The organism is Dactylosporangium sp. NPDC048998 (assembly GCF_043197855.1).
Lineage (GTDB): Bacteria > Actinomycetota > Actinomycetes > Mycobacteriales > Micromonosporaceae > Dactylosporangium.
Genome location: NZ_JBICTV010000004.1, coordinates 603,209 through 622,530 on the forward strand (window position 1 = coordinate 603,209; position 19,322 = coordinate 622,530).

Annotated in this window: 16 protein-coding genes; 10 read left to right on the forward strand and 6 right to left on the reverse strand. The window is 68.6% G+C overall.

Annotation, left to right across the window (positions count from 1 at the left end):
- Positions 1-41: 41 nt before the first annotated feature.
- From ACGFI8_RS13645 to ACGFI8_RS13665, 5 genes are all read left to right on the forward strand, one after another.
- A complete protein-coding gene (locus ACGFI8_RS13645) occupies positions 42-827 on the forward strand; it encodes an SDR family oxidoreductase (RefSeq protein ID WP_392803998.1) in 786 nt (261 codons plus the stop codon).
- Positions 828-1,067: 240 nt separating this feature from the next.
- The gene (locus ACGFI8_RS13650) at positions 1,068-1,862 is read left to right on the forward strand and encodes a hypothetical protein (protein ID WP_392804000.1); all 795 of its coding nucleotides are present in this window, start codon (positions 1,068-1,070) and stop codon (positions 1,860-1,862) included.
- Positions 1,863-2,078: 216 nt separating this feature from the next.
- Entirely contained in the window at positions 2,079-2,558 is a 480-nt protein-coding gene (locus ACGFI8_RS13655) for a hypothetical protein (protein ID WP_392804003.1), read from the forward strand.
- A 615-nt stretch (positions 2,559-3,173) separates the two neighbouring features.
- Positions 3,174-3,497: a hypothetical protein gene (locus ACGFI8_RS13660; protein ID WP_392804005.1), complete on the forward strand. Its 324-nt coding sequence runs from the start codon at positions 3,174-3,176 to the stop codon at positions 3,495-3,497.
- Positions 3,385-4,077 carry an RHS repeat-associated core domain-containing protein gene (locus ACGFI8_RS13665; RefSeq protein WP_392804007.1) on the forward strand — a complete coding sequence of 231 codons (693 nt, stop codon included), beginning with the start codon at positions 3,385-3,387 and terminating at the stop codon, positions 4,075-4,077. Before ACGFI8_RS13660 ends, ACGFI8_RS13665 begins: the two co-directional genes overlap by 113 nt.
- 1,480 nt (positions 4,078-5,557) lie before the next feature.
- On the opposite strand, the gene ACGFI8_RS13670 is transcribed toward ACGFI8_RS13665, so the two are convergent.
- On the reverse strand, positions 5,558-6,031 hold the full coding sequence (locus ACGFI8_RS13670) for a DUF3592 domain-containing protein (RefSeq protein ID WP_392804009.1): 474 nt from the start codon (positions 6,029-6,031) through the stop codon (positions 5,558-5,560).
- Positions 6,032-6,434: 403 nt separating this feature from the next.
- On the opposite strand from ACGFI8_RS13670, the gene ACGFI8_RS13675 reads away from it, so the two are divergent.
- Positions 6,435-7,211 (forward strand): hypothetical protein, encoded by a 777-nt coding sequence (locus ACGFI8_RS13675; protein WP_392804011.1) that lies wholly within the window; start codon positions 6,435-6,437, stop codon positions 7,209-7,211.
- A 427-nt stretch (positions 7,212-7,638) separates the two neighbouring features.
- Positions 7,639-8,280 (forward strand): hypothetical protein, encoded by a 642-nt coding sequence (locus ACGFI8_RS13680; RefSeq protein ID WP_392804013.1) that lies wholly within the window; start codon positions 7,639-7,641, stop codon positions 8,278-8,280.
- Between the two features lie 145 nt (positions 8,281-8,425).
- On the opposite strand, the gene ACGFI8_RS13685 is transcribed toward ACGFI8_RS13680, so the two are convergent.
- The 5 genes from ACGFI8_RS13685 to ACGFI8_RS13705 all read right to left on the reverse strand — a co-directional run bounded on the left by ACGFI8_RS13685 (position 8,426) and on the right by ACGFI8_RS13705 (position 17,015).
- Positions 8,426-9,139 carry an alpha/beta fold hydrolase gene (locus tag ACGFI8_RS13685; protein WP_392804015.1) on the reverse strand — a complete coding sequence of 238 codons (714 nt, stop codon included), beginning with the start codon at positions 9,137-9,139 and terminating at the stop codon, positions 8,426-8,428.
- A gap of 184 nt (positions 9,140-9,323) precedes the next feature.
- Positions 9,324-10,244 (reverse strand): hypothetical protein, encoded by a 921-nt coding sequence (locus ACGFI8_RS13690; RefSeq protein ID WP_392804017.1) that lies wholly within the window; start codon positions 10,242-10,244, stop codon positions 9,324-9,326.
- A gap of 432 nt (positions 10,245-10,676) precedes the next feature.
- A complete protein-coding gene (locus ACGFI8_RS13695) occupies positions 10,677-11,756 on the reverse strand; it encodes an LPXTG cell wall anchor domain-containing protein (RefSeq protein WP_392804019.1) in 1,080 nt (359 codons plus the stop codon).
- Between the two features lie 297 nt (positions 11,757-12,053).
- Positions 12,054-12,740, reverse strand: a complete 687-nt coding sequence (locus ACGFI8_RS13700; protein ID WP_392804021.1) for a hypothetical protein — start codon at positions 12,738-12,740, stop codon at positions 12,054-12,056.
- A gap of 417 nt (positions 12,741-13,157) precedes the next feature.
- Positions 13,158-17,015, reverse strand: coding sequence for a helix-turn-helix domain-containing protein (locus tag ACGFI8_RS13705; RefSeq protein ID WP_392804023.1), 3,858 nt, complete (start codon positions 17,013-17,015; stop codon positions 13,158-13,160).
- Positions 17,016-17,216: 201 nt separating this feature from the next.
- On the opposite strand from ACGFI8_RS13705, the gene ACGFI8_RS13710 reads away from it, so the two are divergent.
- From ACGFI8_RS13710 to ACGFI8_RS13720, 3 genes are all read left to right on the forward strand, one after another.
- Positions 17,217-17,882, forward strand: coding sequence for a hypothetical protein (locus ACGFI8_RS13710; RefSeq protein ID WP_392804025.1), 666 nt, complete (start codon positions 17,217-17,219; stop codon positions 17,880-17,882).
- A 14-nt stretch (positions 17,883-17,896) separates the two neighbouring features.
- Positions 17,897-18,157 (forward strand): hypothetical protein, encoded by a 261-nt coding sequence (locus tag ACGFI8_RS13715; RefSeq protein ID WP_392804026.1) that lies wholly within the window; start codon positions 17,897-17,899, stop codon positions 18,155-18,157.
- 980 nt (positions 18,158-19,137) lie between these two features.
- A partial coding sequence (locus tag ACGFI8_RS13720) for a transposase (protein ID WP_392804107.1) occupies positions 19,138-19,322 on the forward strand: 185 nt, incomplete at its 3' end.

Consider the following 19,322-nt stretch of genomic DNA (forward strand, 5'->3'; position numbering starts at 1 on the left):
ACCGTACTGCTTACGAGATAAACAGTTAGAGGAGCGGGGACATGACAGCACTCATGGGCAAGACCGCGCTGGTCACCGGGGGCTCCCGGGGCATCGGCCGGGGGATCTGCGAGCGCCTGGCGGCAGATGGCGCCCTGGTTGTAGTGCACTACGCAAGCAACGACACCGCCGCCAAGGACACGGTGGCCACGATCGAGGCCGCCGGAGGCCGGGCCTTCGCCATCCAGGCCGAGCTAGGCATCGACGGTGACGCCGACACCGTGATCCACGCAGTGCGGGCGGGGTTGCGAGAGCGTACCGGGCGGACCCGCCTGGACATCCTGGTCAACAACGCGGGCATCAACGACTCCGACGGCGGCATCGACACTGAGACCCCGCAAGCATTCGACCGGCTCTTCGCGGTCAACGTGCGCGCGCCGTTCTTCCTCATCCAAAAGGCGCTGCCCCTGATGGACCAGGGCGGGCGCATCATCAACATCGGCTCCGGGGTCACCCGCATCGCCCTGCCCGGCGAGCTGGCGTACGCCATGACCAAGGCCGCGATCGAGACCCTCACCCGCAACGTGGCCAACCAGATCGGCTCACGAGGCATCACCATCAACACCGTCGCCCCCGGCCCGACTCGCACCGACAAGACCGCGTTCTTCCTCGACCGGCCGGAGGCGCAGGCCATGGTCGCGGCAGGTCAGGCGATCGAACGAGTCGGCACGCCCGCCGACATCGCCAACGTCGTCGCGTTCCTCGCCAGCGATGACAGTGCCTGGCTCACCGCCAATCTCATCGACGCCACCGGCGGCAGCTACCTCGGACCCAAACGTCTTGGGTGAAAGACATTCCGTGATTGGTGGTCCAAAGCCGGGTCGCGTCTGGACCACCAATCGAGTGAGCCCATGCTCGGCGTTTGATCAAGTACGCGATCATCGGCATGTGCGCGTGCCGGTGACCCACTCGCCACGACGCTCCGTTAGCGAGCTGATCGCGGCATGAGCGTGCATCTGAGCTTCGGTGGCCGCACGATCCGATCTCGGCACTCGCTCGAGACGCGTTCGCCATGCCAAGATCGCCCCATGGGCATCGACCATGACATGCGGGCAGGCGCGGACTGGACCGCGGCCGCGCTGACGGCCTTCGGCTACCGCGCCGACTTCTCGCCGTCGTCATTATGGGAGATCGAGCGGTTTCTGAGCACCGAGGCACCGGACGGCCGCCCGCGCCCACGCGGCCTGCTCGGCAAGGACCTGGACGCCCGAGTTTCCATGGTGGGTGGCTACGTTGGCGAGGTGATCAGGCGCCGGCTGGGCGGCGCCTGGGTCCGTGACGGCGACCACCCCGCCCTGGACCTGCCCGACGGCGCTCGGATCCGGCCAGTGCAACAGGTGCAGCACCGCCTCGTCTCCGGCGCCGTTGGCAGCCTCACCGCCTACGCGTCAGCGTTCGGCGCGGACCCGGGCCCATCGACGCCGGTCCTGCAGTGCCGTTGCTGCGGTGCGGTTCCAGCCGCGGACACCAAGTTCCGCGCCGTCCAGTCCGTCCTGATCTGGATCAGCTATACCCGCAGCCCGGGCCCGTTCTGCCGCGACTGCGGCACCGCCGTCTTCCGGCATCTCCAGCAGAAGACGTTCACGTTCGGCTGGTACGGCATCTTCTCCGTGGTTGCGGCGTTGGTCCTGCTGCTCAATTGGGCCGCCATGACGAAGGTGACCAGGCTGGCGGCCCCGGCCGCGCAGCCGGGCGCCGCGCCCGTCCGGACGATGGATACCGGCCGGCCGCTGCCGCGCCGCCCGCAGGTGCTTGCCGGCATCCTCGCCCCGATCGTGCTGCTGACCGCCTTCGTGATCTACGCCCGGTCGTCTGCCCCATGACCGGCGGCCCGTTGTCGTCGTCCTTACCAAGCACGCGCCAGCGCGTCGCCGTGCCATTCGTCAGCGGACGTCGAGCAGTCCGCGCTGAAGCGTCACTCAGTCCGCTGCGTGGAGGTGCGCTCGATCAGCGGCAGATGTGCGCGTTCCGGCCGCCAGGCCCGATCGGCTGCTTGCCACGAACTCCTCATGACGCCGGCAATCGGTACGATGCGCACCGTGAAGGGCGTACTGGTCCCACTCTGCGTTGCGGCCCTGGTCCCATTGGCATGCCTCGGCCTCGGGCTCGCGTTCCTCGACGGGTACCTGACCGGCGATCGCCAGGAGGCGGTCGCCGTGGTGCGCAAGTACCTTGAATACCTTCGCGTCGGCGACGCCGACGGGGCGTACGGACTCCTGTGCCCTGAGATCGTGGCCGACGGCACGTACACGGTAGCGGACCACCGCTACTACCTCCGAAGCCGCCCCAGCATCGGGTCCATCGAAACGCTTGAGGACGTCGACTATGAGGCGAGCATCGATGGCACATACGTCACAGTCCAGCTCACCGGTACCGACGCCGACGGGCAGCCGCTCGACGAGGAGTACAAGGCGGGGCTTTACACGGCGGGCATGCGGGTGTGCGACGCAATGGGCTGGTCGGAGCTCGGCATGTCTGTCGACCCGGGACCTTCACCGTCACCGCTGCCCGGCCGTTGAAAGGGCCAGGTTCGAGGGGTCGTGGGCGAAGGCCAACGCCCGATCGGCGGCATGAGCGCGCATCGTGGAAGCGCGCTCGTTGGGTCGTGTCGTGCGTCAATCGAACCCAGGTAGGCGGAGGCGAACGGCCGGCAATCAACCTTCATGGTCAGCTCGCCCTTGGCGTCTGGGTCATCGGCGCGACCGCCGGAGCTGTGACATCGACGGTAATCACCGTCAGCGGGGTGTTTCGCGGTCCACACTCGGCGGTTCCGATGCAGTCGAGGTACAAGTCGATGCGGGTCCGGCCGGTCTGGGCATGCGACACGACCAAACCGATACCGTCGGTGAAGTTCCAGTCCCGGACGGCCCTGGCCCTTGCAGGAAGACGCCATCGGGGTGGAAGCGCAGCTGGGCCACGCAGGGCCCCTGGCCCTGCAGCAATATCATCGAGTTCCCGGGCATGGTGACGAAGTTCCCGCTGCTGCCGGGCCGGATGTACGCGAGCGGTGTAGTGGGGCCGCCTGCGGTGGTGGGAGGCTTCAACACGGTGACCGACAGCCCGGCACAGGATCCATTCGTGACCAGCGCGACGGGCCTGGTCGCATCGGACGAAGCGGTTGCCGCGGGATCGCCGTGCCGGGCAACAAACTCACGGCTGGTGATGCCACCCACGACAAGCGCCCCAGCGGCCCCGAGGGCAGCAGCCAACCGGCGGCGTCGGTATCGACGCAGCGCGGCACCATCTTCGAGAGCAACGCCTCCGGCACCTGGACGACGACCGCGACCAAGACCAACCACTACGGCAACGACACCGACAACCCGACCTGGATCGCCGAGAACGGCGGTGGCACCATCACCCGCAACTCCTGGACATCACCGGCGGGCTCGCCGCCACCACGGCCGTCAGCGGCGGCGTGGTGGCCCAGCTCACCAACCTGCACGCCGACGTCGCCGTGACCGTCCCGGTCAGCAACCCCGGCACGCCCGTCGGCGTCTACGACTGCGACGAGTACGGCCAGGCCAAGACCGCCACCCCGGCCCGCTACGGCTGGCTGGCGCGAGCCAGCGCAGCAACGAGGCCCTCGACGGCACCACGCTCATGGGCGTACGCCTCTACAGCGCCGCCCAAGGCCGATTCCTGTCCATCGATCCGATCAGCGGCGGCAACGCCTACGACTACTGCAACGGCGACGGCGTCAACTGCACCGACATCTCCGGTAGATACTTCTGCTCGTTCCGCTCCTGGTGGTCAGACTCTTCCCACAAGTGGGGCATGGCCGTATACCGTGTATCCGACCGCGACATCAACACCGACTGGCCCTTCGTGCTCGGCGTCATCGGGGCCGGGGTGGGGGCCTGGATCGGCGGCGTCCCGGGAGCGGTTATCGGCGCACTCATTGGACTCGGAGTGGTCTGGGCATACAACAGAGGCTGCACTCACCACCGCGGAATGTACTTTACGGGAATGGTGATGGCTCACAAGGTGTGGCGGCTTTCCTATCCGGACTACTCCCTGTGGTGGATCAGCTGCATCTAAACGTCGCATCGGCGTCGTCGGCCTAGCATGACTTGCGCTGGCCGACGACGCCACCTTAGGCCAACAAGAGCGACCGGTCTTCGAAACACCCAGAGATCCACGGTCTGCAAGAGGAGACTCACAGTGCCCCACGCAGTGCCGGTGACGTTCCAAACCACTCTCGGGCAGCGCCTTCAACGTGCTGGTACCGCAGGACTCGTGGCCATGATGACGTTAGCAGTGCTAGCTCCGCCCCTCGCCGACAGCCACCTGCCCGTGACTCAGCGCATTGTTCTCGGCCTAATCGCCTTTGCCGTACCGGCAGCGGCTAGTTACACAGCCCTCGCACGTGTGCGCGTAGTAGCCGACCGCGATGGCATTCTCATCACCATACCCGGTCGCCTGTCGACGACATTTATACCCTGGTCACAGATTTCGAAAGTGCAGACACGACGCCACCTCGGACGAACCAGAGTCAGAATCATGACAATATCCGGAGCCAAAATCGTGCTCCCAGTGCCGTACAGCGGCCTCCTTCTCGAACGAAACCCTCGGTTCTCAGAACACGCTCAAACAATCCGCCTTCCCAAAGAGGAGTCATCAACACTCGACAACAACGAGTAGATTTTCGGGTCTGTCAAACGAACGGCTCTGGCGCAGAAACGGTGGTGCCCTTGCGGTGCCATGCGGGCAGTGTTTGTGAGTTCGGGACCCACGCCCGGATCGCGGCAGATGAGCGCGTCGTCGCTGTCCGTTGACAGCGCAGTTGAGTGTCAACGGACAGTCGCTCGTCGCGTTGGCCTCGGCTGCCGGAGCCCGGGTGCGCCCAACGTCGAGCCGCGACTCCGGTGCTTTAGTTCGCGTCCGTCCTAGAACCGGGACCGACGTAGATTTCGCTCCCGTCGGAACGCCAAGCTCGCATCCAAGAACCTCCGCTGGGCTGGTGCACAACGATCTCGCCTGCCTCCAGATTGACCGCACCGTCCCTTTGGCCGTCGGGCCACTCAACGGTGATGTTCTCCCCGGCGCGAAGCCGGTAGATCTCCGCGGTGGGCTCAAAAGCCACCGTGATGGCAACATCCGACCCGATGGTGAATCGCATAGCAGCATTGAACTATCCGTTGAAGTTGGGTAGAAACCCGCCCTCGGCACCCTCGCCGGCCTGAATCAAGCAGGCCGCCGTCCGATGCGCCCATCGCAGGCTTGATCAGACGCACTGTCATCGGCAGGACAGGAAGCCTCGGCCTCGCTGTGCTGGTCACCCGCTGTGACGAGCACGCGCCCGCCGCCGCGCCCACGGCGCCAGATCCGGACGCGCTGGGCAAATTGTGTCGGGCTGATGGTCGCGGGCAGGGTTTGGTGGCACCTCCCGAGGTGCCCGAGGCCCAGGCGGCCGCAACGGGCGCCATAAGGAAGACCGGGTCCAGCTTGCTGGCGCGACCCGAGCGCCGCCGTCCCGGGCGTCAATGCCGCGTAGACCTCCAATGGAGGCGCCAGCCGTTCAGCTCGACCGGTCCAGCAGGGTGCCGAGGCCGTCGATGCCGCCGTCGGGGTAGTTGCCGGACACCTCCGGGGCGGCCTGGAACGGCAGGATCCGGTCAACGTTGCCGGGCCGGGCGACGCGAACCTCGGACAGGTCCTCCGGCAGCACCCAGACCTGCACTGTCGCGCCCGGCGTGAGCGCCGCGGCGTCGTCGGAGCGCAGGCGGTACCCGAGGAACTCCAGCACGTGCTCCTCGATGCCCTCGAAGCGCAGCCGCAGCCGCACGTTGCGCAGCCGCGACCCGTACGGGCGATCGAGCGGGGCAATCTCGGCCGCGACGATTTCGGCGCTCAGCCGCGCGCCGCGCCGCAGGATGCGCCGATTTCGCCGATACGCCCCGAGACCCACGGCCACGCCGGCGCCCACGGCCACGACCGCGCCCACCAGCGCCCACCCGAGGCTCGCCGGAATCGGTGTTGATCCGATCGCCATCGGCGCACAATACCGTCCGGAGCCGTTCGGCCCATGACTGTCCACCACGACCTGAAACTGGTGGCGAACGCCTTCACCAGCACCGCCACACGACGTCGAAAATGCCGCCGCTCGGCACACCCCAGACAGACAGAACACCGACGATCGGGGATCGGCCGGTGAGCAACCGGCCTGGATCGGACGCACTGTATTCGGCAGTTGCGGGTGCCAAGCGCTGGCCCGGCTCGTCACGCTGCGTTGCGCGCGCCTCGCGGCAAATGAGTATGCCCACTGAACGGCCTTCATCACGCCTACGCCATCGCTGACGTAGACGGAACGGGAGGCGGATCATGATGCAAGTGGCACCAGTTGGCAACAAGGCCATCGACGGCGGTGACTGGCCCTGTGCTGAAACAATGCGATCATGAATGAGAGCGTGCTGTTCGCGCCGGCCGAACGGACTTGGCGGTGGTGGGGTGTGCTGCGGCTCGCCCTGGTCCTGCTGTGGCTGCTTGCGGCAGCAATGACCTGGTGGACGGCTCCCCGGAAGCAGAGCTACGACCAGGCGAGGACGGACGTGGCTGCCGGCCGCGTGACGGCATACCAGTGGGGCGACCGATGGGACGTCAACAGCCCACCACGATGGTTCGACACTCCCGCTTTGCGGGGCTCCGGCACGCTCGGTCCACTGTTCGTGTGGAGAACCTCCGATGGCCGGGTGCGCTGGACCGACACCGACAATTTCGACCAAGTCACCATCACCGGCGCCGTCGACCAGGGAAGCTACTCCGGACCTGGGGCCATCGGTATTGCGCAGGATTTGCGGGCCGCCGGCCTCGAACACCGAGCCGGCACTGTCCAGCCATCGATATCCGTCGTCACCTGGATAGTCCCCATCCTCGCTGTCATCTTCCTCGGTGTCGTCGTCGCCGGACCGGCTCCAGTTCGGGGCACTCGGTGGTTCTGGTTCTGGCTGATCTACATCACACCGCACGGCCTCGGGCTGTTGTTCTGGTTGGCCCGGGACCACCCCTGGTCGCGTTCGGCGGCACCGGCCGCCACCCCCGGCGGTCCGGAAAGGCGAGACCGCGGCATTCTTGGTTTCGGTGTCGGCATCCTTGCGACGATCCTGATCGGCGCTCTCGTGCTGATCCTCCACGAAGCCCTCGGCGACTGGTGGGTGCCCCGGCCTGGCATCTAATCAGCACTACGCGCGGTCATCGGCAATTGCGGGTGCCGAGCGCCGGCCCGGCTCATCACACTGCGTAACGAGTGCATCGCGGCGGATCCGTGCACCTGGACTCCACATATGTCGCCGACCTGACCGGCCGAGCCGCGGCAACGTCCGGATGCCGACAGCATCAGAATGTCGCACGCGTGGCTCGCCGCGATCGCGCGCTGGGGTCCCTGAACCGGGCGACAGCTTGCGGAGACGGGCAAGAGCGACCCCCGGTTGTCGCCGGTACCGGGTTCTGCCAAGATCCGGAGGGCGCTACCGGATGGCACGAAACAGGCGATGATCGGCCTGTCACGCACTGATGTCGGGGGTCGATGTGACTGAGCCTGCTGACCGGGCGGCACCGAGAGTACGTGCCCACGTTGCGCGCGCCGTCGGTCTCGCCCGACATGTGCTCTTTGACTTCGATGGTGTGATGTTCGACGTGCAAGCTGCGATGGGTCCAGAGGCCCGCGAGCGGGCGGTCACGGACCTGTTGTCGAGACGCAAATACCGGCCACGCCCCTTTCCGATCACACTTTCAGTGTTCGGGATCCACCAGACGCTGGCGTACCTCGCCGAGCGGGAACGCGACCATGCCGCTGAGGCGGAGGCGCTCGTGTCGGGCCTGGAGCTGGACGCGGCGATCACCGCCAAGCCGACGCGGAACCTGGACCGACTTCTCGCCGTCTGTGCTGCCACCGACCGCAAGGTAGCGGTGATCAGCGACCTGTCCGAGTACGCGGTGTTGGCCACTATCCGGGCGCGCGGGCTGGATACGCACGTCAATGCTGTGGCAGCTCGGCAAGGTCTCGACCTTTCCGCAGTCGATGCCGGGCACACCGCGGAGCGGGCGACCGATCTGCTCGGCGTGCCACATGCTGCTTGCCTCGTCGTGAGCGGTTCGTCTGGGCGGCTGCGCCGGGTCCAGCAGGCAGGTGCCATCGGCCTCGGCTGCGAATGCGGGCGCGATCCACGCAAGCACCTAGCCGACGCCCAGACCCCGGTCGTTTCCGATCTTGCGGTCCTGACCCAGGCATTGCTCGCCCCATAGGGTCCACGCTGCGCCGGTTCCAGTCGCACAGGGCTCGATCGCCACCGAGGCGCCTGCGGCCGAAATCCGCAGCTGAGCGAGCCGTCGCCAGAACGACCGCTCATCGGCATGAGCGGCTGCGGGGCAGCGCGGTGTGCCGCTTGGCTCAGCCGGCCGACAAGCGCCACCTTCCGGTCATGGCGACAATGCGAGCGGCCACCGCGTCTGGATCGACAAGTTGGTGTAGATGTTGGCCAGCGACCTGGTCGACGTCCCAGCCACGTTCACGGGCGTCCTGCGCCACGTGGTCATACGACGGCCCGAAGAGCACAAACCCGCACGGCCGGTTGTCCCAGCCGTCAGGTACGGGAATCTGCTGCTCGTAGTAGCTCAACGGAAGCCGTGGCTGTTCGGCCGAGACCGTCAATCTGGTCTGCGGATCGGGAAACAGCACGGTGACGTCGTCCTCGTCCCACCAGGCCGTCCACTGCGGCAGCCGACCTTCAGTCACCTGGGTGCGCAGGTAGTTCAGCCGCTCGGGTGACGCGGTAGGCGTTGGCCCGGTACGGGAGGGCAGTCTTGCCTCGACGAATAGGCATCCGGCGACCGGGCGTGGAGCCGCGTGCACGATTGCCGGAACGAACGGGCCGGCGTTGCTGTGTGCGACCACGAAGACCGGTTGACCCTGCGGCAACTGGTCGACAGCGTCGTGGACTCTGTCGACGACGCGTGGCCAGAACGGCGGGTCGTCCGCGTCGGTCACGTCGACCAACGATGGCACCACTGTCGCTGCACCCGAGGATGCCAGCCTGGCCGCTACCGGAGCCCACGTCCGAGGACCCAACAGCAGGCTATGCACGAGTACGAACGCGGGTTCCACCCATCCACGATTCCAGAGGCCAGCTGCCGACCACTGCCCGCGTCGTCACGCCCACGGCGATCTGGACCACTTTCGCGCCGTTCCCGGCCGATGGCCAGCATCCGCTCATCGGCATGTCAGGAAGCCGGGCGACCTACCGTCGTGACGTTACGTAGCGAGCGCCTCGCGGCAGATCCGTATGCGGTTAGGGCAGGTCGTCTAGGCCGACGCGGTACCACTCCGTTTCGGCGAGGACGTGCAAGTCCGGGCCTCGTCCGATCACTCGGACGCCGCCAGGGAGGGGTCGATCGTCGGGTAGAACTAGCAATCCCTCGCTGATCGGCTCGTTCTGACTCTCAGAGAGACGGCCGATCACCGCTCGGCCGCGCTCGGCTCGGTAGCCGCCGAACAAGGCACAGGTGTCGGCGTGGGCGACAAGCGCCGTGGCTCCCCTGATCTTGTTGCGCCAGCCGCTCACCATCCCGTCGGACATCCGGACGATCGGGAAGCTGCTGTGGTAGCACGCCCAGGCAGTTTCCCCCTCGACGTTCAGGCTGTAGCAGTCGTCGATCGGGCCGAACCCAGCCTCACCGGGGTACCTCCAATCGGGTTCGAGGTCGGCGGTAAAGCGGACGATGCTGTGCGGGCCGAAGGGACCGCCGCCGAAGACGCCCTCGTCGAAGTAGCCGACCCACACCTGTCCCGTCAGCGTGGTCAACGCATGCTCGATACCGTCGCCGACATCGCCTTGGAGTACAGGCGTGCCGTCGGCGTCGAAGACAATAGCCCTGCCGCCCCTGGTCGCCACCACCAGAGTCCGTCCGTCGGGTAGCGGCTGGAGCTTGCAGAACGGGAGGTCCAGTGCGGCGATGGTGGTGACCCTGGTCGTGCTCGCGTCCTGGACGACCACCCGGACGGAGACGGGCTGTCGGGCGCAGGACTCGGCCAAGCCTCCCGGAGTCAGCAACGCCTTCCGGCCGGCGGGATCCGCCCACAGCGTGATCGCCTCGCCGGATGGGCCCACCGATGCCGTCACCAACACGTCGCTATCGACCGGGGACGCCAGCCGCCCATGCGCACGTAACCGGACCAGCGGCGGACTGCTGTGCCCTGCGAGGATCGTCACCGTCAGACGATAACCGGGCTCGCTGTGCCCGCGTCACCGCTGCCCATGGCCCATTACGGGCGCAGCGAGCAAGACTCAGCCGATGTCCGGGCACTGCTGGTGGTCGTCGCGTGAGGCGGCCCCGCCTGAGCGGGCACCGGTCGGCCCGCGCGGAGGATGAGCAGGCTCAGGTTCGGCTGCGGCAGCCAGCCAGTCTCCTGCGGCGGACCCTGTCGGCGCTGCGCATGTTGCCGGGGCGTCCTCTCGTGACCTCGACGAGCTTCAGCGCATCGGTGACCCGGGACGACTGCGACCTTGAAATGGAAGTAATCAAGCCCTGCACTGTTCACATCCACGCCGTACGCGGCGAGGGTGGCCTGTGCGTTCGGTGGCCGGAGCTGGCCGCGCGGGGCATCTACCTGCGGCCGCTGTGCGCCTTCATTGACGACCTGCTCACTCGGTCGTGAACCGCACCCGGCGCCGGCGGACGAGGACCAGCAGGACCGCGCCGGCGAGCGCAAGGGCCACGCCGACCGTGACGTAGAGCGGCACGTTGGAGCCGGTGACCGGCAGCGGTTCGCCGGCACTCGCCGTGGCCGACGGCAGCGCTTCGCCAGCGCTCGCGCTGGCCGACGGGTGCGGCGCCGTCCCCATGGTCACGTGGAACTCGGCCGTGTTGTTTGACTCGTCCGGGTCGACGAGGTGGAAGTACGGGTCGGGGTCCGCGCCCTGCTGCCAGTTGGCCATGACCCCGACCGAACCCGGCTCGACGACCGCCGACTTGATCTTGAGCTGGAAGGTCCGCTCGTACGTCTGTCCGGCCTTCACCAACCCGTCGGGCTTGCAGGTCGTGGCGGTGCGCGGCGGTGTCCAACACTCTTCGAAGGCCGGGCCGACCCACTCGGTGCCCTCGGGCGCCCCCAGGCCGACCGAGAAGCCGAACGCGTCGGCCGGGCCGTTGTTCTTCATGACCAGATGTACGTCCACCACGTCGCCGACCGCCCCGGTCGGCGACGACGCGCTCACGGTGAGGTCGGCGAAGTGCTTGACCCGCTCGACGGGGCCGGTGGTGAGGCTCTGGCTGGCCGCCGGGTCACCCACGAACACCTGCACGCGCGGCGCCGCCGCGGTCTCGGTGCGGTTGCCCGGCATTACGAACGCGTGCACCGGGATGTCGGCGGTGCCGCCCGCGGCGACACTGACCGCGTAATCGCAGTCCAGAACATCGTCGAACGTGCCCGGCGCTGTGATGTGGCAGGAGGGCCCCTGGTCGCGGTAGTGGTGCCACTCGATCGGGTTCGACGCGCCTGGGTCGGTGACGAACTTTAGGCGCAGGTGCACCGAGCTCACGGCGGCGCCGGCGTTGTGCACGCGAACCGCGGCGATGGTGAAGTCGAACCGGTTCTGCACCGGCGTGCTCACCGAGACGAGCGACAGTGGCGCGTCGGCCGCCGCAGCGACCCCACCGGGCAGCACAGCCGCGGCCAGCGCCGCCACCGCACCCGCCGCCGCCATACCGAACCGCAGCTTCACGCCGACCTCCCCGTCAGGGCAACGGCGTGATGCTAGGCAGCGGTGAGCCGGAGATCAAGTTGCGACAGAAACCGGAAAATTCGCCTCACCGCCCCGCCTTTCCGCATCGCTCGGGACTCCGCTGCCAGCACCCGGAGCACGGGTGGCTCGCCAATGCTGTACCGCACATCGGCGATGATCTCGCACCGGTCCGCAGAGACCGAGCCGCCGAGGCGGCATACGGAGCGTAATGATCGCTGGCAAGTCGCAGCGCACGACGTCCGCGGCAAATCCGCGCGTCCATGAGCCCTGCGACGACTACTGATCTCCTTCACCTGGCCCGGCAGCTGCCGCCAGGGGGTACCCGAACCTTTCGGCCTCCGCCCGGAGGTAAGCCGGTTCGGCCTCCGGATTGAGCGCGCGGATCACCGCGTCGGTCAGCGGCAGGAACGCGACGACGTGCCCGACCGCGGACTGGGGCAGAACGACCTCGTAGACCTCCTCGGCATACTCGCAGTACTTCTCCACGATGTCGTCGAAGAGGATGTCCAGCAGCCAGGAGCCGTCCGCATCCACCTCGTCGTCATCCGCAGGAGAGAAGTCGATGTCTTTCCCGGCGTGCCACCGCTCATCGCCAGCGCGCCGCCACAGGACAAAGCTGGCGTCGAGCGTGTCGTACAGGTGGCTGAAGGCGGGCTCAGATGCCTGGGGCTGAAACTCCGCGGGAAGGCCGTCGAGCAAGCCCGGCCACAGCCGCCCATCCGTGTACTTGAACATCGACGACTCGTGGTAGACGCCACGGATGAAGACGCCGTCGGCGGTGAAGACGATGTCGTACTCCTCGCCGCTGCCGTTGCGCATTGACGCCGCCTCGTCGGCGCCCCATGCACGGTCATAGGTGTAGTAGACGCCCCCGATGATCGCATCAAGCATCGCCAGGGCCTTGCACCGCTGCCGCAACACGTCGGTGGAAGGCAACTGAGCGGCGATGTCGTACACCGTCATGTCGGCATCGTACGGCCCAGCGGATCACCGAACGTGCCGCGCTCAACTCGCGCTCAACTCGGCATGTCCGCGAGTCGGCCGACAACTCGCCGTGACGCTCTGTAGCGCAAGGATCGCGGCAGATGCGGAAGCCAAGATCGTTGAATGGAAGCCGTACGGGGTGTCGTCGCTCAAGAAGCTCATCGATTTGCGTACGTTTAGCTCGACTCGCTTGCCGGTGGCCTGGGGACCCGCCCGCCCCCTGCTGCCGACCACCCCGGTCACCGGCCTCGACCCGGACGGCTCGACAGTCGACCTGGGTGACGCCGGCACCCACGGCTTCTCCAACGACATCGACGCAACTACGTTGTCTGCGCCGACACGTCCCACGTCGTCGGCTTCCGCTTCCGGACCTGATGCCCCGGGTTTAGGGCGACCTCACCGGGGGCAGGTCCGACGGTACGGGATCCCGGGGACGTATTGCGCCCACTCCTGCGCCGTCAGCGGGTCGCCGGCGGTTGCGCACAGGTCTGCCGCGACCTGCTGCTCGTCCGTCGGCCAGAAGGTGATCGTGCCGGCGCTGCCGGCGGCGATCAGGGACCTGCCGTCCGGTGTGAAGGCGATGGCGTAGGTCTTGCCGTCGGGGTTCGCGGCCTGGAGGGCGGTGGTGAGCTGCGGAGGCTCCGACGGCATGAGCCGCCATGTCCACACGGCGCCGTCGCCGCCGGCCGCCGCCAGGACGTGCCCGTCCGGGCTGAACGCGAGGCCGTAGACGTAGTGGGTCGGCCCGGTCAGGGGTGCGCCGATCGGACGTGGCTGCGCCGGGTCGCTGACGTCCCACAGCCGGATCGTGTCGTCCGCGCCGCCGGCGGCGACGGTGCGCGAGTCCGCCGAGAACGCCACCGACCAGGCGTAGTTGCCGAACCCGGTCAGGGGCGGCAGGACCCGCGGGGTGTGCGGATCCCGCAGGTCCCAGCGGTGGACCGTGTGGTCGACGCTGGCCGCGGCCAGGGAGCGGCCGTCGGGGCTGAACGCGACGGAGGTGGCCTGGCCGCCGGAATCCAGCGCGGGCAGCGTCTCCGGCGCGGCCGGGTCCGTCACGTCCCAGAGGTGGACCTGCCCGTCGTCCGACGACGCCGCGACGAGCCGGCCGTCCGGGCTGAATTGCACCGACTCGATGAGCTTCGCCGCCCCCGCGAGCAGCGTCGGGTGGCCGCCGACGTCCAGGAGCACGGCGCCGTCCCGGTTGCCGGCGGCGAAGGCTGGCCCGCTCGGCGCGAAGGCCACCGACCCGGCGGCCACGCCGAACCAGGCCGGCAGCGGGGGCACGGTCATGCGGACCGGTGGTGGCCCGTCCAGCGGCCACAGCATCACCCGGCCGGCCGGGCCCGTCGACGCGACGGCCAGCGTCCGGCCATTCTGCCCGACGGCGATGGAGTAGAGGGGTCCGGCGGCGGAGGCGAGCGTTCGTGGTACCGCCGGGAAGCTGTGCACCGAGCCGTCGGCGGCGGCCGCGTGCACGGTGGTGCTGTCCGGCGAATATGCGATCGAGGTGATCTGGGCCGCGCTGGCGATCGTGGCCAGGCGGACCATGCTGTGCGCGTCGAAGACGACGAGGCGGTTGTTGGAGCCGCCGACGGTGATCAGGTCGCCGCCGGGTGCGTAGGCGGCCGCGTTGACCCAGGACGTGAACTCGGTGTCGAGTTTCGCCCGGACCGTGTGGGTCGCGGCGTCGACCAGCGTCGCCGAGCCGTCCCGGGCGCCGGCCAGGACCGTGCCGCCGTCCGGTGACCAGGCGACGGCATTGATCTGCGTGGGGCTGATCTGAGTCGTGGCCGGCGGGCCGTCGAGCCGGTCGGCGGCCCAGAACCGCAGCGCACCGGCGGCGTCCCCGGCGACCAGGGTGCGGCCGTCCGGGCTGTAGGCGACGGCCTGCACCACCTGGTCGGAGCCCGTGACCGGGACCGCGGCGGGTGTGTGCCACCCGTCGCCGGTGGCCGCCCAGGCTCCGATCGGCGGTGTGCCGCCCCCGCCGGCGACGAGCCGGTGGCCGTCGGGGGCGAACGCGAGGGACTCGACCGCGGTGCCGAACGAGCCCGGGGCGTCGGCCAGCGGCACCGGGTGGGCCGGATCGCGCACGTCGATCAGCCGCACGTGCCCGCCCTCGCCGCCGATCGCCAGGGTGGTGCCGTCGGGGCTGAACGCCAGCGCATACACCATTTTTCCGGGATCGGCCGCCGGGATCGCGCCCAGCGGGGCGCCCGGCCGACCGGCGGCGTAGGCGCGCAGGTCGACGCTGCCGTCGCCGGCGTCGCTGACCGCCACGACGGTGCCGGCCGGGTTGATCCGCAGCATTGTCGGGCCGGACGCGCCGGCCAGGCGGTGCACGATGCCGTTCGCGGTCGCGTCGAGCAGCGCCGAGCGCGCGTCGACGGTTGGCGAGATCCGATACGCCGCGAGGGCCAGTTGCTCGGCCAGGGCGGGGTCGCCGCTGCGGGCCCGCGCCGACTCGATGGCGACCTGCCGGGACAGCGCCTCGTAGCGGGCCTGGTCGGCCGCGGTGCGCTGAGTGGCGGCGACGTTTCTGGCCCGCCATGCATATCCGGCCGAGCTGCCGGTGAGCACCACCAGCACGGCGAGCGCCGCGACCAGTTGCCGCAGCACCCTGATCCGCCGCCGGGTGGCGACCTGCTCGGTGTTCCAGTTGTCGGTGCTGTGCCGCAGGAAGTCCCGCTCGACCGCGTTCATCGACGCGGTGTGATCCGGGTCGGCGGCCCAGTCCTCGACCGCGGCCAGCAGGTTGCCGCGCAGCAGCAGATGCCGGTCGTCGCCGCCGGCCCGCCAGCTCTCGGCCGCGGCCGTCAGCCGACGGTGCAGGCGCAGGCCGTCGTGATCGGCCGCGACCCATTCGGTAAGCCTCGGCCACGCCGTGAGCAGTGCGTCGTGGCTGATCTCGACGTCCTGGCCGTCGAGCGTGATGAGCCGCCGCGCGACGAAGCGCTCGAGGACCGGATCGGTCGCCTGCCCGCCGGACGGCAGGTCGGCGCGGGCGACCCGGCGCTTGGTGGCCAGATGGTCGTCGTCGACGGTGATGAGGCGCAGGAAGATTCGCCGGGCCAGCGTCTGCTCATCCGGGTCGAGGTCGGCGAACGCCTGCTCCGCCGACTGCTGGACGGCGCCGTTGAGGCCACCACCGGCTCGGTAACCGTCCAGGGTCAGCCGGCGCCGCTGGCGGCGCTCCCACGCCGCGAGCAGGGCGTGCGACAGCAGCGGCAGCGCGTTCTGCAGCGTGTTCGGATGGCCGCGCGCCCCGGTGCGGATCTCTGCCAGCACCACCTCGACGAGCGCGTCGTCGACGGTGACCCCGACGGCCGCGGCGGGCCGGACGACGGCCGAGCGCAGCTCCTCCTCCGTCAGCGGCGGCACCACCAGCTGCCAGTGCTGCAGCGACTCGATCAGCGCCGGGTCGGCGGCGGCGTGGGTGAAGTAGTCGGCACGGAGCCCGGCGAGGACGAGCGTGCCGGTGCCCAGCGCGGCCAGCGCGGTCACGAACGCGGCGGCCCGCTCAACGCCGGCCAGGATGTAGAGCTCCTCGAACTGGTCGATGATCAGGACCCGCGGCACGGCGACACCGTCGACAGCGCCCCGGAGCGCTTCCACCGGATCCTTGCCCGGCAACATCGTCACCACCGACCAGGTCTCGCCGCCGTCGTTCAGAGCCCCGCTGTGTACCGCGGGCTGCACACCGGCCCGCAACAGCGACGACTTCCCCGACCCGGACGCGCCGACCAGGAACAGCACGCGCGCGGTCCCCCCGCTGTCGCGCAGTGCGGTGAGCCGGTCGAGCACGACACCGAGAAACTTCTCGCGACCGAAGAACAGTGCGGCATCGGTACCGTCGAACGGGCGCAGACCGAGATACGGCACGATGTCCGGGACGCGCCGGCCATGGCGCCCGTCGGAATCGGCGCGGACCCGGCTCAGCGCGGCCAGCCAGGCGTCCAGCGCCGCGGGACCGGTGACCCCGCAGGCCTCCAGCAGACCGCGGAACTTCGCTGCCTGCGCCGGCCCGGGTAGGTGCTTTCCCGTCACGTAGTCGTGCGCGGTTGCCGGGCTCAGCCCTGCTCGCCGAGCCAGCGCGTCGATGGTCAGACTGGCCCGCTCGCGCAACTCGGTCAGCGCCGCACCGAACTCGTCGCGGGTCTTGATCAGCTCCGGATCCGTCCCACCGTGACCGGGAATCGTCCCGCCCCTTCCGTCTGTATCGACACCTGAGTGCCACTGACGGTAGGGCACGGATCAGCGGATAGCGATCCTGTGAACGGTCCCCCGGTTCCGGCTGCTTCCCCTCGCTCATGTTCGGAGAACTTCGGATGCGCGTCGCCTTCGCGGGCGCCACTGCGGGCCGTCCGGGGTTGTCCGGGAACGCCCGGCACCAGGGCGCGGAACCGTTGAACGGCCCTAGCGTTGGCGACCACCGCACAGAAAGGAGACGCGATGCTGGATCTGGCGGCCAGTGCCATCACCGCGCTCGGGCTGCACCTGCCGCCGCCCGGTGGCGCGGTCCGCACCGCCGACGACGAGGCACCCTGCACCCTCTACAGCCTCCTCGACACGGCGTTCCGCACCATCGGCGCACAGAGCGTCTGGGACCAATACGTCAGCGACCCCCGCGACGCGACGGCGGTGCAGCAACTCTTGGCCGCGGCGCTGCGCGAGGACACCGAGTTGGCAGGCGAAGTCGAAAGGGCGATGCACGAAATGACGGACAACTCACGGAACAGGTCGGACCAGAGCCACGCGTCGACGCGCGGCGACAACAGCAGCATCGTCGGCAGGGACCAGGACAACAGCCGGCGCAACAACTTCGGCGGCGTCGTCGCGGTCGTCGCCGTCATCATCGTGGCGGTCGTCGCGATCTGGGCCGGCCGGGCCATCTACAACCAGGTGCAGAACGGCGGCCTCGACAAGGACTCCACCTGCCAGGAGTTCCTGCAGGCGTCCCAGGAGGACGAGCTCAACGCCATTCGCAAGGTCGGCATCGAGGAAGGCGTCAAGGGCATCGGCAGCCCGCTGGCCCTGCCCGCGATCAGCTACAGCTGCAGCAGCACCCCCAACGCCCGCCTCGGCGACGTGATCGTCAAGTTCAAGGGCCAGTTCTGAGGAAAGGAAACACCATGCATCTCAAGCGAATCGCTGTGACGATCGCACTCGTAGCCGGCGCGGCGACGGTCGGCCTCGCCGAGCCGGCCCCGGCGGTCGTGGTCCTGAACAACTACGAGTGCAACCCGGTGAGCGGCTGGTGCTACCAGGTCAACCCGCCGTACAGCAGCAGCGTCCCGCGGAGCTGCCGGTGGAACGACTACGCGACCAACACCAGCGGCATGTGGTACACCGGCTGCACTGATGGCTACTGGCGGCCGTACGTGCACAAATAGCCCGACCGCCTGATCCGGGCAGCCCGTCCGGGCTCATCGATCGAAGGTCAGGATCGGCCGCCGAAAGGGAGGCCAATCCTGACCTTCGGTCAGCCGAGCCGGTACTCCCCGCCCTCGGATTTTCCACTCGAAGTGGGCTGCGACCGACTGCTGAACGGTGCGTCCGTTGATCACATGTTCCGGGCCCGGTATGTCGCGCGGCACCCGATCGCCATGATGCGGCGGCCGGCCCCATGCGGTCGGCAGGTCGGCGAGGAACGGGCTGTTCATTGCCAGGGTGAAAGGGGACGCAAAGGCATCATCGAGAACTGGGGGCGTTCATCGGCAGGTCGGGACCCCAATGAGGCCCTTGATCACGTGAGCACTCATCGGCATGAGCGGATGCGGCTCGTGCCGTCGAAGGTCACCGACCGTGACGTTGGGCGCGCCCTCATCGCGGCATGACCGCGCGCGCCGTATGAACTGCCCGCGAGAGGGTTACGCTGTGCTGAGTCAGTTCGAGGCCAAGCGGAGGGCTGTGGCACTGATGGTGCGACCTGTTCGCGTCGAGGCACTGGCTGCAGCAGCTTCAATTTTGGGAGCCGCTCTTGGCTTCCTGATCGCCCAAGTCGTTCGCGCTCCACACGGTGCGCCGCACCATTGCCCTCATGGTGCACCTGCTGCAGCGTGCTTTTATCCGCCGAACCAATTCAGGTGGACGGTGGAGTGGTCGACCGGTGGGCTCCTCCTTGGTGTGTGTGCAGCCGCACTCCTGTGGCTCTTCCTGTTTCGGAAAAGCCCGTCGGGGACTTAGTGAGCGTCCGGGAACTCGGCAGGCGCATGGTCACAAGGCGATGAAGCACGGCGTGTAGTGGCTCGGCATGAAGCGAGCTCCTGGTAGATCGGCGGTTGTCTAGGCCAGCCGTTACCAGGAGCTCGCTGTGTCATTGTCGCCTGCGTGTGTCTGCTCGTCATGCCCGGCCCACCCGGCAGGCGTGTCAGTGCCGTCCACCTGCGGGTTCTACCCGTCCTCCTCGCTGACCGACGCGCAGTGGGCGATCATCGAGCCGTTGCTGCCCGCGCCGGGCAACACCGCCGGGCGGGGCGGGCGGCCGGAGAAGCACCCCCGCCGCGTGGTCCTGGACGCGATCTTCTACCTGGTGCGGGGCGGGATCGCGTGGCGGCA